Raw genomic sequence first — 23985 nt, forward strand, 5'->3', positions numbered from 1 at the left:
GTGGGGCCAGGTCTAGCGCGACCGCCGCCAGTAGCGGCAGGTCCAGTCCACCTGGTGCAGCTCGTCCTCGATGCCGTGTTCGGCGCGGAAGTCGTCGACGGCCTGCTTGCAGCCACGTACCGCGTGGTAGTCGTCGATGATCACGTAGCCTCCGACGGAGAGCTTCGGGTAGAGCGAGCGCAGCGCGACCATCGTCGAGTCGTAGAGGTCCCCGTCGAGACGCATCACCGAGATCTGCTCCACCGGCGCTGTCGGCAGGGTGTCCGAGAACCAGCCCTTGAGGAACCGGACCTGGCCGTCGAGTAGCCCGTACCGCTCGAAGTTCGCCTTCACCTGCTCCAACGACACCGCCAGGAAGGGCACCTGCCAGAGCGCGTCCTCGACGTCCTCGACCCGGTGGGGAGCCGGCTTCGGCAGGCCGCGGAACGAGTCCGCGACCCACACCGTCCGGTCCCGGTCGCCGTAGGCGCGCAGCATCCCGCGCATGAAGATGACCGCCCCGCCCCGCCACACACCGGTCTCGATCAGGTCACCGGGCACGCCCCGCTCCAACACGTCCTTGACGCATCGCTCCAGGTTGTCCAGCCGCCGCAGCCCGATCATGGTCTCGGCCTCCGGCGGCCAGTCCCGGCCGGTGGCCCGCGCCTCCGCGTCGAACGGGAACTGGAGCACCAGCTCCAGGCCCTTGCGTCGCAGCAGGTGCCGGCCGTGCTGAAGGATCCGGCCGTGCAGGGAGCCCTGACGTGGCTGGTACGGCATCCACGTCTCGCGGAAGACGTAGCGGGTCAACGCCTTCTTGAGCAGATCGCAGTAGAGGGCGCGGGGGTCGTCCAGCGACGGCTCGGACGCCTGTGTGGGTATCAACATCTCACTCATCGGCCTGTCTCCTTCTCAGTGTCGTTTGTAGCCAGCTGGGCGGGCCGCCTGTCGTGGGCGGGCCGCCGACCGTTGCTCCGGCCGTCGTCAGCCGCGGCGATCGGCGTCGCCGACGGCTACCGCCCGTCGCAGCACGATGGGCCCGGTGGAGGGTCGTTCCGCGCTCGGCCGCCCGGCGGCCAGCAACTCCTGCCCGAAGGCCGGCCAGCTGTCCGTGTGGTTCGCCATCGGGGCGTCCGGGGAAGGCTCCGGCAGCGCTGCCTCCACCACCGGTGACCGCCAGGCCGTCTCGGGCCGGGCCAACGGTCGGCCGAGAACACCCGCCACGGCGGGGGAGCCACCCCAGGCCGGAGCTGCGGGCTCGGGCTGGGCGGTGGGCGTCGGCACGTGCTCGGGCCGGTCCGGGGCATCCGTCACCACCGGGTTCGGCTGGGTGATGGCATCCTCGATCCGGGTCGGCTCGGCCGGTGCCTCCGGGGGCGCCACGACGCCGCCCCCGGTGCTCTCGACCGGGTGACGCTCGACCGGCACGCCGCCAGCCGTCGCGCTTGCGACCGGCTTGCGGTGGACGGGCGTGCGCTCGACCGTCGTGCCCTCGACCGTCCTACCCTCGACGGTCCTGCCGGCCGTGGCCGACTCACCCGAGCTCTGTCGGCGGTGCCGTCCGGGCGGCCCAGACTTGTCCTCGACCAGGGCGCTGACCAGCTCACGGATGACCGCGCCCTGAGCGCCCGCCTTCGTCGCCGGCAGCGCCAGGGCATCCTGGGCCGCGCCCGGCACCAGGGCCGGTTGCTCGCTGCTCGACCGGTGGTCCGGTCGGGGCACCGCTCCGATGACCACGACCCCCGCCAGCGGCAGCCCGAGCTGTTGCACGAGTCGGGCCGCCCGGGTGCTGTCGTCCAGGTTCGTCCGGCCGGCGCGGACGACCAGCAGCACGCCGTCCGCGTGCTGGGCGAACGCCGAGATCTCCCGTCCGGCCAGGATCGGCGGCGCGTGGACGATCACGCAGTCCTCGTCCTCGCCCAGCGCGTTGAGCAGGCCGCCCAGCTCGTGCAGGGCCTCCGTGTCGGCGCCCTCGCGGGGCTCGGCCGGCAGCACGGTCAGGGTGGGGAAGTCGACCAGGCGCACCGGCGGGCACTTCTGGGCCAGCACCTGCTGCCAGGTGTGCGGTGCCTCCGGGAAGTGTCCCGACAGCACCGGGTCGCGTACCGCCCCGTCCACCAGCGTGGCCCGACAGTGCTCATCGGCCATGCCGAGACCGAGCAGGGCGGTCACCAACGCCTTGCCGTCGTCGTCGTGCGCGCTGGTCACCAGCAGCCGACGACGGGGCAGGGGAGCGGTGAGCACACTGAGCGTCGAGATCGTGGCTCGCACCGCGTCGGCGACGTTGGTGCGGGCGTACAGCGCGGCGGCGTGATGGCGGGCGAAGCGGCGCGGCAGCTTCGGCAGCACCCCGACCACCGGCAGGCCCAGGCGCGCCTCGATCTGGCCGATGTCGCGCAGCCGGCTGTCGAACCGGTCGCGCAGCATGGTCGCCCCCCAACCGGCCAGCAGCCCGGCCAGGGCTCCGAGCACGCCGTTCAGCAGCGGCCTCGGGAAGGCCGGCCGGGCCGGCGGGCTGGCGGTGTCGAGAACCCGTGCGTTGATGCTGGTGGAACCGCCCATGTCCAGGCGGCCCAGCTGTTGACTGACAGCGCGGGAGGCGGCGTTCGCGATCGCGGCGGCCTGCGTGCCGGTGCCGGCGCTCGCGTGCACGGTGATGATCTGGAGGCCCAGTTCGTACTCGCCGCTGACGTGACCGAGCACGGCCCGCTCGGGAAGTTGCAGTGAACGCGCCGCTTCCAGCGCTACCTCCCGGGACCCGACCAGTCGGGCGATGGTGGGCGTGAGGTTCTGCGCGAGGGCCAGATCCGCCGGTCTGTCCTCGCTGGTCTGCTCGGCACTGACCAGCACCGAGGCCTCCGCCTCGTAGCGCGCCGGGAGGAGCTGGGTCACTCCCTGGGCGGCGGCCAGGCCCGCGCACAGGCCGAGCAGCGGTACGCCCACCCGGCGCCAGGAGGCACCGAGCAGGCCTTTGACATCTATCGACGCGCTCATCAGGCGATCGCCTCTCTGGTTGGGTGCCCGGCCTCGGCGGGCGATGTGCGCAGCGACCGTGCCGGGGACCGCAGTCCGCGCCAGGTCGTGCAGAGTGTCTCGGCTATCCGGTCCCAGCCGAACTCGGCGCCGGCGCGGGCCAACCCACGGTTGGCCAACTGGCCGGAGAGCGCCGGGTCGTCGCGCAGCCGCGCGAGGCGCGCGGCGAGCGCGGAGACGTCGCCGGCGGGAAAGACGAGACCGGCGTCGCCCACCACGTGGGGGATCTCACCGACGTCGCTGCCCACGACGGGTACGCCACAGGCCATCGCCTCGACCAGCACCCGGCCGAACTGCTCGCGCAGCGGGATACCGATCCACGGCAGGGTGTTGCGCTGCACCACCTCGATCGATGGCATCGCCAACACGTCCATGTCGTTCAGCAGCGTGGGCAACTCGGCGTGCCCGGCCCAGCCGTGCCGGTGCACCCGGCCCGGTCGGCGCGCGGCGGCCCGTTCGATCTCGGCGCCGAGCCTGCCCTCCCCGACCAGCGACACGTCGCAGTCGATCAGCTCGGCGGCTCGTAGCAGGTCGACCACTCCCTTGTGCGGCTCGAACCGCCCGACGAACCCGACAGTGAACGGGCGCGCGACCGGATCGGTCGGCAGCGGCCGGAACATCCGGGTGTCCACGCCGAGCGGCACGATCGTGGCCGGGCCCCGGTAACCCTTGATCCGCAGCACATTCAGCGCCGCGGGTGTGATCGGGAAGGCGTGGTCGACGGAGAGGTAGGACTGTCGCTCGATCCGGGGAAACGGCACCGGAAAGCGGGTGACCACGTTCTGCGCGGCGTACAACGTGGTGGGCACCCCGGCCCAGCAGCGTTGACGCAGCCGCAGCGCCTGCCAGGTGGTGAGGTAGGCGGCCTCGCCGATGACGTGCAGGATGTCCGGGCGGACGGTGGTCACGTCGTGCTGGCCGGGCAGCCGGAACAGCACCGAGGCCATGTGCCCCGTCAGCGACTCGCCGAGCAGATGCGGGACGACGTGGTACCGCAGCCGGTGGTGTCGACGGGCCAGCCGGGCCAGTTCGCGTCGGGTCGCCGGGGACACGTCCGCGGCGAGCACCGTGAGGGTGACGTCCGGCTGTTCGCACAGGACGTCGAACAGGTCCGTCCAGTGTTCGGTGCGCTTGCCGACGACCGTTGTCAGGACGTGCATCACGCTCCTCCTCTCGTTTCAGGTCGGGTGACGGCGATTCGGCTGACGCGGGTCCAGGCGCGCAGCCGGGCCGTCCCGGCCCGGGGTTGCAATGGCATCCGCGCCCCGGCCAGTCCGATGCCGATCAGCGCGCGCAGCAGCACCACGCCGCGTACCGCGCGCAGGGTGCCGGCGCGGTGGCGGGCGAAGAACCGCAGCATGCTGCGGTACAGGTGGGGCCAGATCCAGGCCGGGTCGGAGCTGCTCGCCCCGCCGGTGTGCACGGCGGTCACCGAGGGCACGTACAGCACCTGGGCGCCGTGCCGGGCAGCCTGGAGGCACAACTCCTCGTCCTCGTAGTACAGGAAGTAGCCCTCGTCGAGGCCGCCGATCGCCTCGAACAGGTGGCGACGTACCGCCAGGCAGGCACCGGAGAGCCAGTCCACGGCCACCGGCTGCGCCCCGCGTACACAGGCGTCGTATGCGGCCCGGCGCTGCCGACCGCTGAGCAACCGGCGCAGCGAGACCGGCACCAGCGACCCACCGAACCGGCTGGCCAGCACCGTGCCGAGGGATTCGAACCGGTGGGCGCTGATCGCGACCCGGCCGTGCGCGTCGGTGAGCCGTGGCCCCGCGATGCCCACCGACGGTCGGTCGCGCAGCACCCGGACCAGTTCCGCCACCGCGCCGGGGGTGACCACGCAGTCCGGGTTGACCAGGAGCACGACGTCGGTGTGGACCCCGGCGGCGGCCCGGTTCACGGCGGTGGCGAACCCGGTGTTGGTGGGGCTGGCGAGGACCGTCACCTCGGGGAAGCGGCGTCGGACGAGGTCGACAGTGCCGTCGGTGGAGGCGTTGTCCACCAACCGCACCGGCACCTGCGCCTGCCGCAGCGCGGTCAGGGCGGCGACGATCTGTCCCGCCGAGTTGTGGGTGACCACCACCGCGGTGGCGTCGGCCGCGCTCATGCCGCCACACCCGTTCGGGTCAGGACGCCGCGCAGCAGCGGCGGTCGGGCGGTTCGCGGCAGCCGCGCCCCCTCGTGGTGTGCCGTGAGGAGGGTCAGCGCCGGCAACAGGCCCAGCTCCCAGTGCCCGTCGGTCGGCGCGGCGAAGAGGGCGGCGGCCAGGAAACCGCAGCACAGCGCCGCGAACGGCAGCGCGATCCCGTCCCGACTTTGCAGGCCGACGCGGATGCTGCGCAGGATCGGCCAGAGGACCAGCAGGAGGCCGACCAGCCCGAGGTTGGCCAGCACCGTGACGTAGAAGGCGTGGTACACCGGACCGACGTCGGTGAAGGTGAAGCCGGACAGGTAGATGTCCGGCGTGGTCTGTCCGAGGCCCGCCCCGACCAACGGCTGGTCGGCGAAGACGCCCAGGCCCACCTCGGACTCCACTCCCCGGTAACCGGCGGACTGCTCGAACCCCTTGGTGATCTCCGTGGCGCGCTCCCGTACCCCTGGTTGCAGGGCCAGGATCGCGGCCACCGCGACCGCCGCCGCGGCAGTGGCGGCCAGGCCGGTGCGGACCGTGCGACCGCCACGAACCAGCATGATCAGCCCGGTCAGTGCCGCGGCGAGCCAGATGCCCCGGTACGACGCGAGGAGCACGTCGACGGCGAAGAACCCGCCGAGCAGGAGGGCACCGGCTCGACGCCAACCCCGCACCCGACCGGCGATCCAGATCAGCGCGGGGATGGCGATGAGGGTGATGAGCCCGCCGTGGCGCCCCGGTGCCGTCACCGAGATGGCGGTGAAGGCCCCCGCCAGCACCACGTACAGGATGCCGGCGGCGAGGATCCGACGGGGCGTGGTGAGGGTGTGGGTGGCGACGAAGAAGTACACCGGGATCGTGGCCACCTGGTACGCGGCGACCAGCACCTCCGCCGGGAGGTTGCCGACGGCCAGGCCGTAGGTGGCCGCCACGACTGTCAACCCGACCAGGACCAGCATCCCCACGTCGGCGGCGGTACGCCGGATGCCCCGCTCCGCCCCGAGCCAGTGGCGGGTGGCCAGCGCGGCGCCGCCGGCGGCCAGCAGCAGCACCTTCACCGCGATGTAGCCGCGCACGTCGCCGCCGCTGAGCACAGCACCCACCACGGCGCCGCCGATGATGCCGACCGGCAGCACGGCCCAGGGCCAGAGCAGGAACGCGCCGAAACACAGCACTCCGACGGCGGCGGCCAGGCCGACCGGGCCGGGCAGCAGGGTCACCACTGTCACCACACCGCCCAGCGCGGCGCCGGCGAGCACCACACCGGGCGCGACGATGGGTACTCTCATCGCGGCAACCCCGCCAACAGGGAACGCAGCTGGACGCCCCGCGCGGACCAGCTGTTGCGGGTGGCGACCTCTCGGCGTCGGGCGGCGTCGTCGGGCGCGCCGGCGCGGTCCAGCGCGTCGGCCAGCGCTGCGGCGAAGCTCGCCGGGTCGCCGGCGAGGGCGATGGTGTCGCCCAGGGACCGCAGCGCCGGCAGCGGCGTCGCGACGACGGGCTTGCCGAGGGCCAGGTATTCGTAGCACTTCTTCGGGTGCACGTAGTCGATCAGCCCACCCACCCGGTAGGGGATCATGGTGACGTCGCAGGCCCGCAGAATGCCCGGCACGTCCGCGAAGCGGACGGCGTCGACAAGCACCACGTTGGACAGTCCGGCGAGCGGGGCACGGCCGGCCCGGGTGGACGGGCCGACCAACACGAACGTCCACTCCGGGTGGGCGCGCGCTACCGAGGCGACCAGGTCCGCGTCGAAGGCCCGGGTGTCGACCGCCCCGCTGTAGCCGATCAGGGGTCGGCGCAGGCTGAGCAACCAGGGTGCGACCGGGCCGTCCGGCGAGAAGCGGTCCGGGTCGCATCCGTTCGCCAGGACCACCGGTGCCGGGTCGGAGCTGGGCATCCGGTCGGGTAGCGCGGTGGACGAGGCGAGGACGAGGTCGGCGGCGCCGACGGCGGAGCGCAGCGCGCGGCGCAGATGCCAACGGTTCCAGGGGCGGGTGAACGTCCAGTCCAGGTCGGTGGCGTCGTAGACGACGGCGGACGCGTCCAGCCGGGCGGCGACCGGCGCGGCCAGGTCCTCGTCCAGCCAGAGCAGTCGGACGGATGCCTCCCGCCGCCGGAACCAGCGGCGCAGCACCCGCGCGGCGAGCCAGCGGTTGACCCGGTTGACCGGAGGCAGGTGCCTACCGAACGGCAGCAGCGCCGGCCCGGCGCACTGCCACAGGCCGTCGGCCACCTCCCGGACCTGGACCCGCCAGCGCGGGAGATGCCCGGCCGGGTCGACGAAGAGCACCCGGTGGTCGACGGCCAGCTCGCGGGCCAGCGCGTGCTGCCGGTGGGCGCCATTCGCCCACGGCGTGCCGCTGAAGATGACCACCCAGTCGCGGTCGCCGTCGGCGGGCGGCACGACAGCCGCGGTCGCCGGTTGCACGGTGCTGGTGTGCTCAGCCACGGCCGGACCGTTCCATCGACCGTGGCGCTCCGGCGGGCAGCAACTCGTCCTCGCCGAGGCGGCCGAGCACCGGGCGGGCGCGCTCGTCGTCGAGTCGCAGCAGTCGGGCGCCCGCGTGCCGGTCCAGCCAGCCACGCAGCGCGCCGGCCGCGATCCGCCGGTTGATCCAGTTGAGAAGCGGCACCGAATCACCCAGCGGCAGCGCTGTCGGTGCGACGGCGTGCCAGGCCGCCGCACCGATCGGGGTCACCTCGCACCGCCAGCGCGGCCGGCGTCCCGGTGGGTCGACGAAGAGCAACCGTTGCCCGGGCGCCAACTGCCCCAGCACCGCCGAATGCCTGTCGACGGACCATCGGGTACGGCTGAACAGCACCACCCAGTCGCGGGTGTCACCGTCGGGCAGCGGACCGACGTCGCCGCGCAGCGCGGCGAGCAGGTCGCTCAGGCCCAGCTGTACGGATCGACCGAAGAGCCGCTTGACCAGGTGGTCGGCGAGCAGCGCGGCCCGGAACACCGGCAACCGGTACCGGGGCTGGGTCAGCCGCAGATACCCGACCAGGCTGCCCAGCAGGTGTCGGAAGCGGATGGTCGGCCCGAGCAGCCGGCAGGACGCGCCCCGGCTGTGCGTCACCACGGCGTCCGGGAGCATCCACAGCTGGTGTCCGGCCTGGTCGAGCTGCCGCGCGAGGACCGCGTCGTTCCAGTAGACGGGGAACGCCTCGTCGAAGATGGTCTGTTGTCCGAGCACCGAGCGGCGCAGCAGCATGCAGCTGCCTGAGGCGAGCTGCCGGGGACGGCTGAAGTCCTCGCCGCGCATCTGGAACCGGTGCAGCGCCTGGCGGAACCCGGGCAGCCGGCGCAGCGCGGTCACCAGCGCGATGGTGGCGGTGAAGCTGGGCTGTTGGACGTAGTGCTGCTGGAAGGTGCCGTCCGGGTTGAGGTACAGCGGGCTGACCCCCGCCACGTCCGGCCGCTTCCGGAGGTGGTCGATCATCCGCGACAGCGCGCCGGGGTGGAACCGGATGTCGCTGTTGAGCAGCAGGATCAACTGCCCGTTCGCCCGGCGGTACGCCTGGTTGACGGCGGCGGCGAACCCGGTGTTGTGGTTGTTGCGGATCAGCCGGACCCGGGGTTGGTCGGTGAGCATCTCGGCCGAGCCGTCGGATGAGCCGTTGTCGACGGCCACCACCTCGTAGTCCAGGTCGGGGTCGACGGTCGAGGCCAGCGACTCCAGGCACTGCCGGGTCTGCTCGCGGGTGTTCCAGCTGATCAGGAGCACCGACAGCAGCGGGGCGGCCATCAGGACACCGCCCGGTCGTCGCGGCGGGCGAAGATCCGCAGCAGGTCGCCGAGTTGTGGGTGCGTCACCCGGGGCGACCTGCTGGCGGCGACGTCGGCGACCAGCAGATCGCGGGCGTTGCGCAGCCGTGCCGCCGGTTGCCAGTAGAACCGGGAGAAGACCGTGTCGTGGGAGATCACCCGGAACCCGGACTCCACGAGCATCCGGCTCAGCGTGTCCGGGGTGAAGTGCCAGCGGTGGTACGCGGGAGCGATGGCGGGCCAGTCGGTGCCGAGTCGGTTGGCGGCGGCGGAGGCGATGTTGGGTACTTCGAGGGCGAGCCAGCCGCCGGGGGTGAGGGCGGTGTGTGCGGCGTGCAGGAAGGCGCGGGGGTCTTCGACGTGTTCGAGGACGTGGAAGGCGCAGACGACGTCGGCGGTGAGGGTGGGTGCGATGGTTTCGAAGTAGCCCTGGCGTACGGGCATGTGGAGGTGGTCGCGGGCGAAGCTGGCGGCGGCGTGGCTGACTTCGATGCCGCTGGCGGTGATCCCGGCCTGGTGGGCGGCTTCGAGGAAGTAACCCCCCGCGCAGCCGGCTTCGAGAAGGACTGTGGGGCGGACGGTGGAGAGCAGCCAGCGCAACCGTCGGCTCGCCTCGAACCGGCGCTGACCGGCGGAGGCGAAGTAGTCCTGGTACCCGTCCGTCGTGTAGTAGGCCTCGTCGTACAGCTCCTCGGGAGCCGGGGCGCTGCCCGCGGTCCACACGAAGCCGCAGTCCGGGCAGCTCCACAGCAGCTCGCCGAGGGTCGGCGAGTGCCCACCGGCGCGGCCGCAGAGCTGGCAGCGGACCAGCTCGATCCCATCGAGTTTCATCAGGTGCTCCGTCCGGTTCGTGGCGCCCGGGCGATCACCCGGAGCAGGTCGCCGAGGCGTGGGTGGGTCAACCGCGGTGAGCGGAGCCCGAGCACGTCGGCGGGGAGTAGATGTCGGGCGTGCCGCAGCCGGTAGGCGAGCGGCATGTAGTAGCGGAAGACGGTGGTGTCCTGCCGGACCACCTCGAAGCCGAGGTCGGTCACCAGGCGGACCAGGGTGTCGGGGGTGAAGTGCCAGCGGTGCCAGCGCGGTTGCAGGCCCGGCCAGTCGGTGCCGAGTCGGTTGGCGGCGGCGGAGGCGATGTTGGGTACTTCGAGGGCGAGCCAGCCGCCGGGGGTGAGGGCGGTGTGTGCGGCGTGCAGGAAGGCGCGGGGGTCTTCGACGTGTTCGAGGACGTGGAAGGCGCAGACGACGTCGGCGGTGAGGGTGGGTGCGATGGTTTCGAAGTAGCCCTGGCGTACGGGCATGTGGAGGTGGTCGCGGGCGAAGCTGGCGGCGGCGTGGCTGACTTCGATGCCGCTGGCGGTGATCCCGGCCTGGTGGGCGGCTTCGAGGAAGTAGCCGCCGGCGGGACCGGCTTCGAGAAGGACTGTGGGGCGGACTGTGGAGAGCAGCCAGCGCAGCCGCCGCCGTGCCTCGAACCGGCGTGGCGCGGCCCGGAAGTAGTCGTCGTAACCACCTTCGGCGAAGTAGTCCTCGTCGTATCGCCCGTCCTCGGTGGCCTGTTCCCGCGCGGTCCAGCTGAAGCCGCAGCCTTCGCAGCGGCGTAGCAGCCCGCCGAGTCGGGGCAGGTGGGCCTGCCGTGGCCCACACAGCACGCACCGCGCGGTGCGGTGGTCGACGCTCATCGCGGACCGCCCGTGCTCGGCGACAGCACTGCCGTCGGCGCGCGCAGCAGCCGGTGCAGTCGCATCCGGTCGCTTGCGCCCAGGTGCCCGCCGGCGATCAGCAGCGCGCCGGCGACGAGCACTGTCAGACCCGCCCGGGATGACACGGCGAGGGCGGCGTCGAGGCGTCCCGGACCGTCCGGCAGGAACTGGCTGGCCGCCGCCGTGACCAACCCGGCCGCGACAGCCGCGGCGAGCGGCGGCCAGATCGCCCGCGCCAGCGGGGCCAGCGGCCGGGACGTGGCGCTGTGGAAGTGGACCAGGAAGTACCCGGTGCTGAGCACCACCGCCACCGCTGTCGACAGCGGTACGCCGAGCGGCCCGCACAACAGCAGCAGCGGCACGGTCAGGACCAGGTTGAGGACGACGGAGAGCAGTACGTACCGCGTCTCCAACCCGGGACGGCCCTCGGCGCGGGCCGCGATCGTCGCCGCCCCGGTGATCAGGTTGAGGGCGTACGCGGGCGCGAGGATCATGATGTTCGCCGCGGCCCACGGGACCTGGTGGCCCAGCCAGAGCCGGACCAGCGGATCGGCGCTGACCATCAGCGCGGCGGTGGCCGGGGCCAGGAACAGCGCGAGGTACCGGGTGGTGGCCAGGTAGAACCGGTCCAGCCAGCCGGTGCCCCGGGACACCGTGCGGGCGACCGCCGCGGGGAACAGCACGATGAGGGCGAAACCCGGGGGCAGACGGAGCAGGTTGAGCAGGCGACTGCCCAGGTCGAAACCGCCGGCCACGGCGGGGCCGAAGGCGCCACCGAGGACGAGGCGGTCCAGCTCCACGTTGACCATGCCGGCGCCACTGGAGACCTGTACCCGCAGGCCGTAGCCGCCGACGCGACGGATGTCGGCCAGGTCCGTTCGCCCCCACAGTGGGGACAGGTCCGGGCACTGGCGGTGGGTCGTCGCGGCGAGCAGGAGGGTACGGATCGCCCCGGTAGCGGCGGCCGAGGCGGCCAGCGCCACCAGGCCGCCGCCGAGGCGTACCACCAGGATGGCGAGGGCTGCCCCGACGATGGCGGTGCCGGCGCTGATCGCGGCGAGTGACCCGTACCGTTGGCCGCCTTCGAGTACGGCCCGCCACGGCAGCTCCACGGCGCCGGCCACCAGGCCGACGACCAGCCAGAGGGTCGCCTGCCACGCCTCGTCGGTTAGGTCACCGAGGCGCAGCAGCCCGGCGAGCCACGGCCAGCCGGCACCGAGCGCCCCGAGGGTGAGCAGGCCCAGCAGCAGGGCCCAGCCCAGCCCCAGCCCGAGCAGCCGACGTACTAGGTCCCGGTCGGCCGCGCTCTCGGCTCGGGCGACCTCGCGGACCAGTGCGGAGCCGAGGCCGAGATCGACCATCGCGGCCATCGCCAGCAGCCCGGCGAGCACGACCCAGATCCCGAACTCCCGCGGCCCGAGGCGCTGGTAGATGACGGGCACCGAGACCAGCCCGGACACCGCCATGATCACCCGCGCGGCCAGCATGCTGGCCGTGTTGCGGGTGACCCGGGTTTCGACGGCGTGGGTCGTGTCAGCCACGAGGGAACCCCCGGAACAGCTCGACCACTGTCAGCAGGAGCAGGGTGAGGTCGACCCGCATCGAGCGGCAGTTGAGGTACAGCAGGTCACACCGGAGCTTCTCCTCCACGGTGGCCGCGTATCCGCCGGTGAGCTGCGCGATGCCGGTCAGCCCCGGCCGGATCAGGTGCCGCAGGTCGTAGTCGGGCAACCGGGCGAAGCCGGCGATGAACTCCGGTCGTTCCGGGCGAGGCCCGACGAGGCTCATCTCGCCGCGCAGCACGTTCCAGAGCTGGGGCAACTCGTCCAGCCGGGACCGTCGTAGCCAGCGACCCAGCCGGGTGATCCGGACGTCGTCCGGCAGGGCCAGGACCGGGCCGGTGGTCTGCTCGGCGCCGACCCGCATGGTCCGGAACTTGACCACCCGGAACGGCCGGCCACCCGTGCCGACGCGTTGCTGAAGGTAGAACGGTGGGCCGGTGAACGACACCACGGCGGCGATCACCGCGATCAGTGGGATCACCACGACGGCGCTGAGCAGGATCACGCCGAGGTCGAAGAACCGCTTGAGCCGCTCGCCTCGGGGTCGGCCGGCACCGCCCGAACCCAGCCGGATCCAGGGCAGCCCACCGAAGCGCGCCATCGCGGGTGCCCGCAGCAGACCGTAGACGGGACGGGCCAGCACCATGATCTCGACGCCGGCGCTCAGGCAACTGGTGATGATGCGGTCGTCGATGCTCTCCAGGGAGTGCTTGAGCAACAGGAGTCGAGGGCGGACGCCGGCCAGCACCCTGGCGAAGTCCTCGGCGCAGACCGGCACCGGGAGTCGGACGGCCACGTCGAACTCCTCGTCGAGGCGGTCGGGTGTGGTGGCCGCGTCGTTCGCCTCGAGGACCACCACGCGGGCCCGCCGTCTGTGCTGGTCGGAGCGGGTGGCCTGCTCGTAGCGGGTGAACAACTCCTGAAGCTGCAGCGGGATCTCCGGGCGTTGTCGCGTCTCGGACCCTGGTGCCCCGGCGAGGTCGTGGGAGGTTGCGCTGTCGTTGCCCGGCAACGGAGCTGAGTCCGCGGTCACGGGTCCCGGGGTCTTTCTCAACGCGCCGACCTCCATCTCCGTCAGGTGGTTCGAGGGCATGCGGACGAGCACCCCGGAAGTAAGCTACTAGTCACAAAAGCCCCATTAGTCCCGGATAGGTAAAAACGGGACTTCTCGTCCTCAACCTCGCATAGCTACCCAAACTGTTGGGCGAAACATCCCTTTAGTAGGTATTCAGTGAGTTACGGTCGTGCCGGCCGTCCGGTTGCCGCTGAGGGCCGACAACCCCGTCGTTCCAAGGAGTTCCACATGGACCAGCCAGCTGTTGCCGTCGGTGTCGACCCGCCGAAGGACCTGATCCCTGGACGCGTGCTGGTGACCGGAGGCGCCGGCTTCATCGGCAGCCACGTGGTCGCCCGGCTGATGTTGATGGGCAGTCAGGTCCGGGTGCTCGACAACTTCTCCACCGGTCGGATCGAGAACCTGGCCGATGCCGCGTACGGCGGGCTGACCGAGGCCGACGTCGTCTCGGGAGACATCCGTACGCCGGAGGGTGTCGAGGTCATCCACCAGTGGCAGCCGGACGTGGTGGTGCACCTCGCCGCGCAGCCCAGCGTTCCCGCGGCCCGTCGGTCACCCCTGTACGACGCCGACGTGAACGTCTTCGGCACCGTCAACGTGCTGGACGCCTGCGCCCGTGGGGGCGTACGGCTGGTGATCAACGCGGCCAGCAGCGCCATCTTCGGCAGCGTCGCCGCCCACGACCTTCCGGTCCGGGAGGACCATCCGATCGCCCCGGTGAGCCCGTACGGCGTCAGCAAGGCCGCCGGCGTGCACTACCTCGACTGGTACGGGCGTCAGCACGGCCTGCCGTACACCTCGATGGTGTTCGGCAACGTCTACGGACCCCGGCAGGAGGGCAGCGACTGCGGCGTGGTGTCCCTGATGGCCGACGCGCTGCTCGGCGGCCGGCAGGTGGTGATCTACGACGACGGTACGCAGACCCGGGACTTCATCCATGTCAGCGACGTCGCCGAGGCGATCGCCGTCGCCTGTCACCACCCCGGGGTGGGTCTGGTCAACATCGCCTCGGGTCGGCAGACGAGCGTCAACGAGGTCTACGACACGGTCCGGGAGGCGTCCGGCGTCGGCAACGCGGCCCGGTACGAGCCGCTGCCCTGGCCGGGCGAGGTGCGCAACATGGCGCTGGACACCAGGAAGGCGCGCGAGCTGCTCGGGTGGTACCCGAAGATCGGCTTCACCGAGGGCGTACGGATGACAGTGCGTGACGCCCGTCGCCGCCAGGCCGGCAGCCAGATCCTGTCCCCGGTGCGGGCGCTGGAGCGCGCCGTCAGCCACTGAGGACTCGGCGTGTAATTCCCGTCATCTGATCGGTATTTTCATTGATCAGTCTGACTCTTGCGGGTCGGCATCCACTGCTGCCACGATGGCCGTCAATGCCTTCCGTCCCGAAGGAGTGGTCGTCATGGCGGTCTCCCGCCGCAGGTTCGTCACATCGGTGCTGGCCGGGTCCGCCCTCGCCACCGCCTCCACCACCGAGCTGCTCACCAGCCTGTCCAGCCCCGCCCACGCCGCCAGTCCCCCCGGGGACGTGGTCGGCAAGGTGACCGTCGGCTACCAGGGCTGGTTCAGCGCACCCGGCGACGGGGCACCGATCGGCGGCTGGTGGCACTGGGGCCGCGACCGGTTCCAGCCGCCCTCACCCGCCAACACCACGATCGTGTCCTGGCCGGACATGCGCGAGTACACCCGCACCTACCCCACCGCGTACCCCAACCTGGGCAACGGCCAGCCGGCCACCCTCTTCTCCTCCTACGACCAGCAGACGGTGGACACCCACTTCCGCTGGATGCAGGAGAACGGCTGCGACACCGCAGCGCTGCAACGGTTCAACCCGATGGGCGACGAGGGCCCGACCCGCGACGCGATGACCCAGAAGGTGCGCTCCGCCGCCGAGCGCTACAACCGCAAGTTCTACATCATGTACGACGTCACCGACTGGCTGACCTTCCAATCGGAGATCAAGACCGACTGGACGACGAAGATGGCCGCGTACACCGCGTCCTCGGCGTACGCCCGACAGAACGGCAAACCGGTCGTCTGCATCTGGGGCTTCGGCTTCAGCGAGCCCAGCCGACCCTTCACCCCCGGGCCCTGCCTGGAGGTCATCAACTGGTTCAAGGCCCAGGGCTGCTACGTCATCGGTGGCGTGCCCACCTGGTGGCGGCAGGGCATCGAGGACTCCCGCCCCGGCTTCCTCGACGTCTACCACGCGTTCCACGCGATTTCGCCGTGGATGGTCTACCGGGCCAGGACGGTGGAGGAGCTGGACTCCTACTACAACAACGTCAACGTCGGCGACATGGCCGACTGCGCGGCGCGCGGCATCGACTACCTGCCCTGCGTGATGCCCGGCGACCTCGCCGGAGGCCACCGCAAACACGGCGACTTCTACTGGCGGCACATCTACAACATGGTCCGGCTCGGCTCCCAGGGCCTCTACGTGTCCATGTTCGACGAATACAACGAGGGCAACCAGATCGCGAAGACGTCCGAGACCCAGGCCACCACCCCGGCCGGCGCGAACATCCGCGCCCTGGACGAGGACGGCGTGGCCTGCTCCTCCGACTACTACCTCCGGATCACCGCCGACGGCGGCCGGATGCTCAAGGGGCAGCTCGCCCTCACCCCGGTCCGCCCCACCCCACCGATGGTCGGCACCCCGCCCCCGACCAGCGGCGACCTCGCGGCCGGCCGGTCCACCTCGGCCAGTAGCCAGAACGGCCCGTTCCCGGCCTCGAACGCGGTGGACTCCGACGCCGGCAGCTACTGGGAGAGCGGCGGCGGCGCCTTCCCACACTGGTGGCAGGTCGACCTCGGCGCCAGCCACCAGGTCAACAAGCTCGTCGTACGGCTGCCCGCCGGCTGGGGCGCGCGTACCCAGACCATCACCGTGCAGGGCAGCGTCGACGGCAGCACCTTCTCGACCATCGCCGCGGCCTCGGCGTTCGCCTTCGACCCGGCGACCGGCAACACCGTCACCCGCACGCTGACGACCACCACGGCCCGCTACGTCCGGCTGAGCATCGCCGGCAACACCGGCTGGCCGGCGGGCCAGCTCGCCAAGGTCGAGGTGTACGCCGGCAGCACCACCCCGGACAACCCGCCGACCGCCCCGAGCGGCCTCGCGGTCACCGGCAAGACGTCGACAAGTGTGTCGCTGTCCTGGACGGCCTCCATCGACGACACCGGTGTCACCGGTTACCAGGTGCGCCAGGGTGGCACCGTCGTCGCCACCGTCACGGGCACCACGGCGACGGTGAGCGGGCTCAGCACGTCCACCGCGTACACCTTCACGGTCGTCGCCCGGGACGCCGCCGGCAACACCTCCAGCGCGTCCAACGCGGTCACCGTCACCACGGACGCCGCGGCCAACTCGGACCTCGCCCGAGGTCGATCCACCAGCGAGAGCAGCCACGTCCAGAGTTACGGGTCGGGCAACGTGGTCGACGGTGACGCGAACAGTTACTGGGAGAGCAACAACAACGCGTTCCCGCAGTGGGTGCAGGTCGATCTAGGTTCCTCGCGGACTGTCGGGCGGGTGGTGCTGAAGCTGCCTCCGTCGTCGGCGTGGGGTGCTCGGACGCAGACACTGTCCGTGCAGGGCAGCACCGATGGGGGGAGCTTTGGCACGCTCGTTGGATCCGCTGGGCGACCCTTCGACCCGGCCACCGGTAACCAGGTGACGCTGACGTTCACCGCCGCGCAGGCACGTTATGTGCGGATCACCGTCACCGGCAACACGGGCTGGCCGGCGGGGCAGCTGTCGGCACTGGAGGTCTACGCCAGCTGACCGAGGCGTGGGCGGCCGTCGGGGAGCGGCGGCCGCCCATCCGGAGGGCAGCAGTCTTTCAAATAGGACTGAACATTCAGCCAGTACCAGACTTCCTGTCGTCGACGTACTTCGCCCCCAGGGCCACCGCCAGTCGGAAACTCCCGAATACTGTCTTGGACTCGTCGAGACGGGCGGATTCGAACCGATGACCCCTTTACCCCCAGAGATTGGCAACGTGGTCCCGTCCGGTGGGCAGCGCTGGTCGGTGGCCCGTTCACGCTCGTCGCGGCTCGTCTCGGTGTGGTCGGTTGCTGTACTTCTCTGCTGTACGGCCTCCTTACCCCTGCGGCTTGGCATGGCCGGCTACTTGAAGAGCCCGTCCCGCTTGAGCAACCCACACCGACCTGGCCCGCCTCCGCGATGCCCGCCCCGCCGGGCCACCACCCGCCGCCCCGGCCAGCGACGCTCAACGGGGTCGACCGGCGGGTCAGCAGCCGCGGCAGTCTCGTCGTCGCTGGTCAACGCGTCCACCCCGGCATCGCCCACGCCGGTCGCACCGTCACCGTCGAAGCCGCGGACACCACCTTCCGCATCTACGACGGCGACCAACTCCTCACCGAAGTCGCCCGCACCAGCACCAAGCCCATCGCCCGTTCAAGGCCCGCAAACCTCAACACCCGCAGACCAGGACCGGGCAGGCACAATGACCGGATGCCTGCCGACGACGCCCAGCTCTGGCAGTTGCTGCACTCCCTCGACGACCCCGACCACCTCGAATTCCCCGCGAACTACGACCACCGCCGAGCCAGGGCACGATTCAACCAACTGGCCCAGCGACTCGACCGCGACTTCGACCGCCAATGCGACGTCGACCGGCACGCACAAGACGCCAGCTTCCACGGCCGCATCAACATCCCCGCCGCAGCCACCACCACCGGCCACTCACTCGTCATCGTCATCAGCAACTTCGGCGACCTGGCCGTCCTCGCCGTTGACAACCCCGGCGTCTGGGACGACGAGGAAGCCGCCCAACTGCTGCACCCAGACGACGCCACCCGAATCCGCCGGGGCCTCGACGACCTGGGCTACACCCTCATCCCCGAAGAACCCCTCAGGAAATTGAGCAGGGGAATCAAGAAAGATGCGCGACTTCGGGTGATTACGACGCCGCACGTCGCGTCCATGCCTGACACGATCGCGACCGGGCGAGGCGGCATAGCAGGCAATCTAGAGCGGCGTCCAAGCCAAGAGGTTGGCCCACCGGCCCGGAATAATTGCTCTTCAACCCGGCACGTTGCAACCGTCCTGAGCTCGCGTCAAGACAGCGTTGATCGCAAAGTGGCCGCGGCTGCTGGTTGCCCGACGGCGACTCCTGCCCACAGTGCACTGATTGCCCTTTCCCTTTCGCCGGCCGTCGCCAATGCTTGCGCAAGGATTAGGTAGCTTTTGAACTCGTCGAGAACCACCCCCTGCTGGGCCATTGTCAACGCCTCATTGAAACGCATTTCTTCCAGCAGGTATGTCACCAGCAAACCCAGCGCCTCCCATGTCCCGTCCCTGACCGCACCGTGCAACTCCTCCTCAGACTCCGCACCATGCACGCGTAGGTAGTCAATGCGCTGCTCTCTGTCGATCTCGTACTGCAGCGAATGTGCCTCCTGAACGGAGCCGAGCTGCAGCATCTCGGCGACTCGGCGCTGTGAGAGGGAGTCGTTAGGCAACGGCCGACCGGGCCGACCGTACGCGCGCAAGAAATTCTCCAGGTCCTCTTCGGCCGAAAATTCACGTCTTTCCACAGCCGTATAAAGCAGGTCCTCTGCCTTGTCGAGGTTGCCACGGCTCTGCTCCAGCCAGGCCAAATGCCTGTTGCGCTCGAACAGTGAGCCAGGGTGCTCCCTTGCAAACTCCTCTGCTCGCTCGAACTCGCCGTCCTCGACCAAAATCCGAAAGATGAGGCTTCCCACAGTAGTCTCGCCCTTGTCCAGAGCGCTGGTCAGGACCGCCATCGCCTCATCCCGCCTGTCGCGGGCGGCCAGGAACCGGCCGAGGGCCTGCCCAGAATTCAGCTCTCCGGCCAAGACGCTTTCTCGCAGAACCTTCTCAGCCTCAGCAACTCGGCCAAGCTTGGCAAGATGATCTGCCAGTTCCTGCCGCGCCCCATAGTTGCCCGCCGCGATGGACTGCCGCCAGACGGACTCGACGCTTCCAGGCTCTCCTCGACACACCAGAAACGAGACGAGAGCTTCTTCCGAGTGCTGCACCCCTCGGGTGACGGCAGCACGCAGTTCCGCCTCAGCACCCGTGAGATCCCCCGTCCATGCACACAAGGCTGCCAGCCCTAGTTGGTCGTCGTGATTCGCATAGGGCAGTAGGTCGCGCCAGCTCGCGGCGGCGTCGTCCGTCCGGCCCTGAAGCATCCGCAGGCGCATCAAGCACCCAGCAGCGCCGCGTGAGCCCCGTGCCGCCTCCTGCAGAAGGATCGTTCCGACGTCCTCCGACAAGCCCCGCACCTCGAAGATCAGCCGGACAAGCACGACCCAGGCGTCAGGCTCGCGGCGATCTACGGCCTCTTGCAGCAGCGACTCGGCAAAGTCCCAGTCGGCACGGCGCGCGGCCAGCTTCGCCAATGGGACCCGGACTCCGGGCAGGTCCGCAGTGCGCGCTTCCATCAGCACGGTGAACGCGTCCTCCGGCCTGTGCTGCCGTTGCAGGAAATCCGACAGGTCTCTAGGCGCCCCGGGGATACCCCTCGCGACTGCGCTTCTGAGGACTGCTTCAGCCTCGACATACCGCGAGCGGCCTTCAAGGATCGAGGCATAGATGCGCGCTGCCTCCGGCTCGTCGTTTGCGGCCCCTTCGCGCCAAACCTGAAGGACCTCGCCCGTACGGCCCAATAGGCGAAGGAAGTTGGCCAGCTCGTAGCGGGCCGAGGGTGTCCCATCCTCGGTCTCACGGCGCAGGATCGCCTCGGCATCGTCGAACTTTTGGTCATTGGCGAGCAGGCTGGCCAGGTGAAGATTGGCGAAGGGCACGGCTTGGTCCACCGCGTCCCGCCAAACGTCGATCACTTCGTCCGCCCTCGACTGCGACCTAAGAAGCTCCTCAAGCTCCGACTGGGGCCCGAAGAGGTCGACGCTGATCGTCCAGCCGAGGGCGGGGCCAAGGTACTCATCGCGGCCTGTAGCCGCATCGCGTCGACCAGAAGAGGATCCGCCCTCGAATGCAGGGACGCCGGCTTTCATCGCACGGCGCAAGACCACCTCGCACTCGTCCGCGCGGTCTTGCGATCGCAGGAACCGCGAGTACTCAAGCCAGACCTCGACGGGGTCAGATGCGAACGCGTCGGCAAAGACTTGCTCCGCTTCCTCGGTCCGCAACTGCGCAGCAAGGAGCTTTGCGAGTGCCACAGAGGCTCTCACGCTGCCTCGGTCGATGCTGATCCGGTAGAAGATCTCAGCTGGTTCCGTAGCGCCTCGGCGAACGGCCGACTCCGCCAGTCGGTACGACTCTTCGGAATCGGCAACGATTTGCCTCAACGCTTCCCATAGGCCGTATTCGACGGTCAAGAGCGCACGTTCGCGATGAAGTTGCTCGTAGACGTAGTCAGCCAAAATGTAGCCCAATTCGTCTTTGGCGGCCATCGTCGGATTCAAAAGTGCCGCAGTGCCTCGCAAGGTCTCCGTCGCGAACCTCATCGCGGAGTCGAACCACATCTCGTCAAGCAGCGCCCGCGCCCGCTCGCGTGGATCAAGGAGTGCGACGGTGATCATCTTCAGATCGGAGATGGTCAGAGGCGCTGCCTTCCCGAGCAGGCGAGCGTCGACCGCTCCGGCGATGAGCTTGCGGGAGAACACATCCGGCGCCATCCGCATGTGCCGAAGGAGGTCGGGCCCGGCCGCCAACGTCTGCGTAACGGCCCCAGCGCGCCCTTCCGACGTCATTAGCGCCGTCTTGATGGCGGCATCGTGCTCCGCCATGGCAACCGCAGCGGTCATCTCCCGATCGCTGAGCCGGGAGGCGACATGGATGATCACTGCTCGGCGAAATAGCGCTTGGAGGCCGCCTGAAGTGGGACGTGCCGGTGCCTGCTCTGCCGTCCCAGAATGGTGCATGTATTCCTTGGCGTAGCTGGGCCACAATGTCCCGATGACTACACAGCGCCGCGCCCCGTCGAGTAGGTCGATTAGCGTCGCCGCGACTTCGTCTGCATCTTCCTCAATCAGGAAGTTCTGCAGTTCGTTGAGCCACAGCACGGTCTCGTCCCAGTCGGTCACCTCCTCGAACACCTGCCGGAGGCGGGTAAGCGTCAGGGGCACGATGATCTGCCAATCCGGCAGCTCGTCGAGCACCCGCTCCGCCGCGCTGCGGGTCTTGCCCGTCGACGACTCACCGACTAGCAGGATGAAGCGTGGCACCGTGCGTGACTCGGCGATGCTCCGCTCCAGCAACTGGTCGTGGTCACGTGGGATGTACGCACTGGCATCGTCTGGTGCGCCAGCTCGACCCGACTCAATAGACGGATGCACTCCGAGCGTCAAAAGATCCAGGTCCCGCACCAGGCGCTGGACTGGCCTGCGCCCGGCAAGAGAGCGCGCAAGCTGCCGTTTCATCCGCCGTTGCCCAACTCGGCGGACCCCCCACCCTCCGGCGGCGCCGAGCAGGGTGACCACGGCGATCGCCCCGGCCACAAGAGACGCCACTTTGTCACCGACGTCTAGATCGAAGTCCATGGTCGAGGATTACTGGTGAGCCACCTGCGTGTCCAGCCGGCGAACGGATGCATCTGCCCGGCGGCCGTGCCAGCGTAGGACGACGGGCGGCCGCTTGGATTATTTGGGCAACAGCCAACTCCTCACCAAGGACTGGGCCCGCGGCCGCAACACCGCCAATGCGGTTAATGCTGCGATGAACGAATGGTGCAGCAGAAATTGCGGTTAGCTAATTTCGCCATTGCCTGCGCGGTATTCGGCCTGGTTATCGGTTGTGAGGGCCAGCGTTGGGGCCTACCAGCATCTTACGGGACCGTCGTAGGATTGGATCGTGACGGACTTGGCAAGCCTCGCGGCACGGACCTCCGCGCGCCAGCTCGCGACAGCGCTGCCCAGAAGGTGGCGACATGTCCAAGCGGTTGGTTCGAAAGCAGAGTCGCTCCGGCCGGTGGTGGGTGACGATGGAGACGTGCTCGTCGCCGCCGCATGGCTGCACGATATCGGTTACACGCCCCGCATCGTGGATACCGGATTCCACTCCCTTGACGGTGCGCGATGGCTCCTCCGTGAGGGCTTCAGCTTGCGAATTGCAAGCTTGGTGGCCCACCACTCCTGCGCATCCTATGAGGCGGAGGAGCGCGGCCTTGGGGCTATGCTGGCCGCTGAGTTTCCGCCTGAGGAATCACCGACCGCAGATGCTCTGTGGTTCGCGGATATGACGACGGGTCCAGACGGCCAAGACTTTACAGTCGACGAACGACTCGCCGAAATCCGCGAGCGCTATGGGCCAGAAGACCTCGTCACTCGCTTCTGGCGGAAGGCCGAGCCGGCACTAATAGAGGCCGCGCGCAGGACACTGATGCGCATGGCTTCTCACCCGATGTAGGGATTCTCTCTTTGCTCCAATCCGTGCTCTATACGTAGCCTCATTGATGGATGGATTGTCAACTGATCTAGCTCATTACATGGCACCCACCGGGCTGCGGACGACTCGTCGCTAGTATTTGGCTCGCCATTGACGAATCGCGCTCGGAGACAGATCGAGAACTGCTGCCGCACCTCGCCGTCGCTGTATTCCACCACGTGGTTCGAGTTGGTGTAGATCCCGACAACGCCCGTCACCTGGACCTCGATGCCGGTCTCCTCGCGCGTCTCTCGGACAGCCGTCCCGGCGATGTACTCGCCGAAGTCTTGCGCGCCGCCGGGCAGGGCCCACAGGCCGTTGTCGGTGCGCTGGATGAGCAGCACCCGCCCCTGTTCGTCCTGGACGAAAACGGTCACGGCTACGACTATGCTGTTCGGCTTCGGGGCCTTCGGGTTGTCGAAGTGATCGATCGAGCCATGACTTCAGCCGCTCACCGGTGGGCGGCTCAGTGCTCAGGCCAGACGGCCCGCTTCTTCCCGAGGACTCGGTTGAAGCTGGCGACATAGCTGTCGAACAGGTCCCCGCCGCCGAGGCGCCGCAGGTGCAGCACTGGCGCGTACGCGGCCGGCGTGCCGTAGAGGTGAGTGTTGACCAGCATCTCGTCGTCGAAGCGGTAGATGGAGTTGTAGAGAATGGTGTCGTGGTAGTAGATCCCGACGTTGTCCAAGTCCCGTAGGTCTTTGTAGAACGCAAGCGCGTTGAGAATCTTGTTGGACATGGCTGGGCCGATGCCCTCGGCGTCGCCACGCTCGGTGATGTGTTCGCCCTCCGGGTCGCCGAACAGCAACTCCACCTGCGCCCCGGCCAACGCCTTCTCGCGGAGCGTTGCGATCCAGCGGTGGTTGAACTCGGGTAGGAACAGTCCTCCGTAGACCAAGACGCCAATCTGTCGAGTCGCCCGCTCCAGGAGCCGCTGCCAGAGGTCGGTGGGAACGGCTCCGCGGCGCGGGTAGATGTGGACGAGTTCCGACTGGCTGATCTGCACGGCTCGCTGCGTCGGAAGCGCGTCCGGCCAGAGGTACGACTCACTTTCGCTCAGCAGTTCGGCCATGGTGTGGCGGTAACGCGGGTACGGGTTGCGGGTCTGTGTCACCCACCGCTCGACAGTCTTCGGGTCGACACCGAGCTTTTCCGCCAGCGCCGATGCCGTCAGACCGTTCTTGAGCATGCCGTTGCGAAGACGGTCGTTCGGCATCGCATCTCCTGCGCACTGGGCTGGGGGACGGCATGGGGACAACTCAGCCTAATACTCCAGCAGGAGATCCGTTCTGACCTGCTGTGGCGGTGTGGTTTTGTCCGTGGGCATGGAGCAGCCACCGCTGAG

Annotated in this window: 17 protein-coding genes; 3 read left to right on the top strand and 14 right to left on the bottom strand. The window is 69.5% G+C overall.

Annotated features, from left to right (window positions below; translation table 11 throughout):
- Positions 1-12: 12 nt before the first annotated feature.
- The 11 genes from ACLQ3F_RS27725 to ACLQ3F_RS27775 form a co-directional block, all read right to left on the bottom strand.
- Positions 13-876: a TylF/MycF family methyltransferase gene (locus tag ACLQ3F_RS27725; protein ID WP_357196362.1), complete on the bottom strand. Its 864-nt coding sequence runs from the start codon at positions 874-876 to the stop codon at positions 13-15.
- 87 nt (positions 877-963) lie between these two features.
- On the bottom strand, positions 964-2973 hold the full coding sequence (locus ACLQ3F_RS27730) for a hypothetical protein (protein ID WP_425852369.1): 2010 nt from the start codon (positions 2971-2973) through the stop codon (positions 964-966).
- A complete protein-coding gene (locus tag ACLQ3F_RS27735) occupies positions 2973-4172 on the bottom strand; it encodes a glycosyltransferase family 4 protein (RefSeq protein ID WP_425852371.1) in 1200 nt (399 codons plus the stop codon). The genes ACLQ3F_RS27730 and ACLQ3F_RS27735 overlap by 1 nt, the downstream gene beginning before the upstream one ends.
- Positions 4172-5119, bottom strand: coding sequence for a glycosyltransferase family 2 protein (locus ACLQ3F_RS27740; protein ID WP_425852373.1), 948 nt, complete (start codon positions 5117-5119; stop codon positions 4172-4174). Before ACLQ3F_RS27740 ends, ACLQ3F_RS27735 begins: the two co-directional genes overlap by 1 nt.
- Positions 5116-6432, bottom strand: a complete 1317-nt coding sequence (locus tag ACLQ3F_RS27745) for a hypothetical protein (RefSeq protein WP_425852375.1) — start codon at positions 6430-6432, stop codon at positions 5116-5118. The genes ACLQ3F_RS27740 and ACLQ3F_RS27745 overlap by 4 nt, the downstream gene beginning before the upstream one ends.
- Entirely contained in the window at positions 6429-7595 is a 1167-nt protein-coding gene (locus ACLQ3F_RS27750) for a glycosyltransferase (RefSeq protein WP_425852376.1), read from the bottom strand. Before ACLQ3F_RS27750 ends, ACLQ3F_RS27745 begins: the two co-directional genes overlap by 4 nt.
- Positions 7588-8895 (bottom strand): glycosyltransferase family 2 protein, encoded by a 1308-nt coding sequence (locus tag ACLQ3F_RS27755; RefSeq protein ID WP_425852378.1) that lies wholly within the window; start codon positions 8893-8895, stop codon positions 7588-7590. Before ACLQ3F_RS27755 ends, ACLQ3F_RS27750 begins: the two co-directional genes overlap by 8 nt.
- Entirely contained in the window at positions 8895-9746 is an 852-nt protein-coding gene (locus tag ACLQ3F_RS27760; protein WP_387349639.1) for a class I SAM-dependent methyltransferase, read from the bottom strand. The genes ACLQ3F_RS27755 and ACLQ3F_RS27760 overlap by 1 nt, the downstream gene beginning before the upstream one ends.
- Positions 9746-10594, bottom strand: a complete 849-nt coding sequence (locus tag ACLQ3F_RS27765; protein WP_425852380.1) for a class I SAM-dependent methyltransferase — start codon at positions 10592-10594, stop codon at positions 9746-9748. The genes ACLQ3F_RS27760 and ACLQ3F_RS27765 overlap by 1 nt, the downstream gene beginning before the upstream one ends.
- Entirely contained in the window at positions 10591-12156 is a 1566-nt protein-coding gene (locus ACLQ3F_RS27770) for a lipopolysaccharide biosynthesis protein (protein ID WP_425852382.1), read from the bottom strand. The genes ACLQ3F_RS27765 and ACLQ3F_RS27770 overlap by 4 nt, the downstream gene beginning before the upstream one ends.
- Positions 12149-13210, bottom strand: coding sequence for a sugar transferase (locus ACLQ3F_RS27775; RefSeq protein ID WP_425852383.1), 1062 nt, complete (start codon positions 13208-13210; stop codon positions 12149-12151). Before ACLQ3F_RS27775 ends, ACLQ3F_RS27770 begins: the two co-directional genes overlap by 8 nt.
- Before the next feature lie 270 nt (positions 13211-13480).
- Between ACLQ3F_RS27775 and ACLQ3F_RS27780 the strand changes: the two genes are divergently transcribed.
- Together ACLQ3F_RS27780 and ACLQ3F_RS27785 are read left to right on the top strand one after the other, a co-directional pair.
- Positions 13481-14533 carry a GDP-mannose 4,6-dehydratase gene (locus tag ACLQ3F_RS27780; protein WP_357196332.1) on the top strand — a complete coding sequence of 351 codons (1053 nt, stop codon included), beginning with the start codon at positions 13481-13483 and terminating at the stop codon, positions 14531-14533.
- A 124-nt stretch (positions 14534-14657) separates the two neighbouring features.
- Entirely contained in the window at positions 14658-17045 is a 2388-nt protein-coding gene (locus tag ACLQ3F_RS27785; RefSeq protein WP_425852385.1) for a discoidin domain-containing protein, read from the top strand.
- 1298 nt (positions 17046-18343) lie between these two features.
- On the opposite strand, the gene ACLQ3F_RS27790 is transcribed toward ACLQ3F_RS27785, so the two are convergent.
- A complete protein-coding gene (locus ACLQ3F_RS27790; RefSeq protein WP_425852387.1) occupies positions 18344-21757 on the bottom strand; it encodes a hypothetical protein in 3414 nt (1137 codons plus the stop codon).
- A gap of 310 nt (positions 21758-22067) precedes the next feature.
- Between ACLQ3F_RS27790 and ACLQ3F_RS27795 the strand changes: the two genes are divergently transcribed.
- Positions 22068-22622, top strand: coding sequence for an HD domain-containing protein (locus tag ACLQ3F_RS27795; RefSeq protein ID WP_425852389.1), 555 nt, complete (start codon positions 22068-22070; stop codon positions 22620-22622).
- Here ACLQ3F_RS27795 and ACLQ3F_RS27800 read toward each other — a convergent pair.
- Entirely contained in the window at positions 22610-23017 is a 408-nt protein-coding gene (locus ACLQ3F_RS27800) for an NUDIX domain-containing protein (RefSeq protein ID WP_425852390.1), read from the bottom strand. The genes ACLQ3F_RS27795 and ACLQ3F_RS27800 overlap by 13 nt on opposite strands.
- 89 nt (positions 23018-23106) lie before the next feature.
- A complete protein-coding gene (locus tag ACLQ3F_RS27805) occupies positions 23107-23856 on the bottom strand; it encodes a helix-turn-helix domain-containing protein (protein WP_425852392.1) in 750 nt (249 codons plus the stop codon).
- Positions 23857-23985: the final 129 nt, after the last annotated feature.

The sequence above is a fragment of the Micromonospora sp. DT15 genome (genome assembly GCF_049841475.1).
Taxonomy (GTDB): domain Bacteria; phylum Actinomycetota; class Actinomycetes; order Mycobacteriales; family Micromonosporaceae; genus Micromonospora.

Coding starts and splice junctions, on each gene's coding strand:
- ACLQ3F_RS27725 (WP_357196362.1), bottom strand. CDS start 876: ATGAGTGAGATGTTGATACCCACACAGGCGTCCGAGCCGTCGCTGGAC.
- ACLQ3F_RS27730 (WP_425852369.1), bottom strand. CDS start 2,973: ATGAGCGCGTCGATAGATGTCAAAGGCCTGCTCGGTGCCTCCTGGCGC.
- ACLQ3F_RS27735 (WP_425852371.1), bottom strand. CDS start 4,172: ATGCACGTCCTGACAACGGTCGTCGGCAAGCGCACCGAACACTGGACG.
- ACLQ3F_RS27740 (WP_425852373.1), bottom strand. CDS start 5,119: ATGAGCGCGGCCGACGCCACCGCGGTGGTGGTCACCCACAACTCGGCG.
- ACLQ3F_RS27745 (WP_425852375.1), bottom strand. CDS start 6,432: ATGAGAGTACCCATCGTCGCGCCCGGTGTGGTGCTCGCCGGCGCCGCG.
- ACLQ3F_RS27755 (WP_425852378.1), bottom strand. CDS start 8,895: ATGGCCGCCCCGCTGCTGTCGGTGCTCCTGATCAGCTGGAACACCCGC.
- ACLQ3F_RS27760 (WP_387349639.1), bottom strand. CDS start 9,746: ATGAAACTCGATGGGATCGAGCTGGTCCGCTGCCAGCTCTGCGGCCGC.
- ACLQ3F_RS27765 (WP_425852380.1), bottom strand. CDS start 10,594: ATGAGCGTCGACCACCGCACCGCGCGGTGCGTGCTGTGTGGGCCACGG.
- ACLQ3F_RS27780 (WP_357196332.1), top strand. CDS start 13,481: ATGGACCAGCCAGCTGTTGCCGTCGGTGTCGACCCGCCGAAGGACCTG.
- ACLQ3F_RS27785 (WP_425852385.1), top strand. CDS start 14,658: ATGGCGGTCTCCCGCCGCAGGTTCGTCACATCGGTGCTGGCCGGGTCC.
- ACLQ3F_RS27790 (WP_425852387.1), bottom strand. CDS start 21,757: ATGGACTTCGATCTAGACGTCGGTGACAAAGTGGCGTCTCTTGTGGCC.
- ACLQ3F_RS27805 (WP_425852392.1), bottom strand. CDS start 23,856: ATGCCGAACGACCGTCTTCGCAACGGCATGCTCAAGAACGGTCTGACG.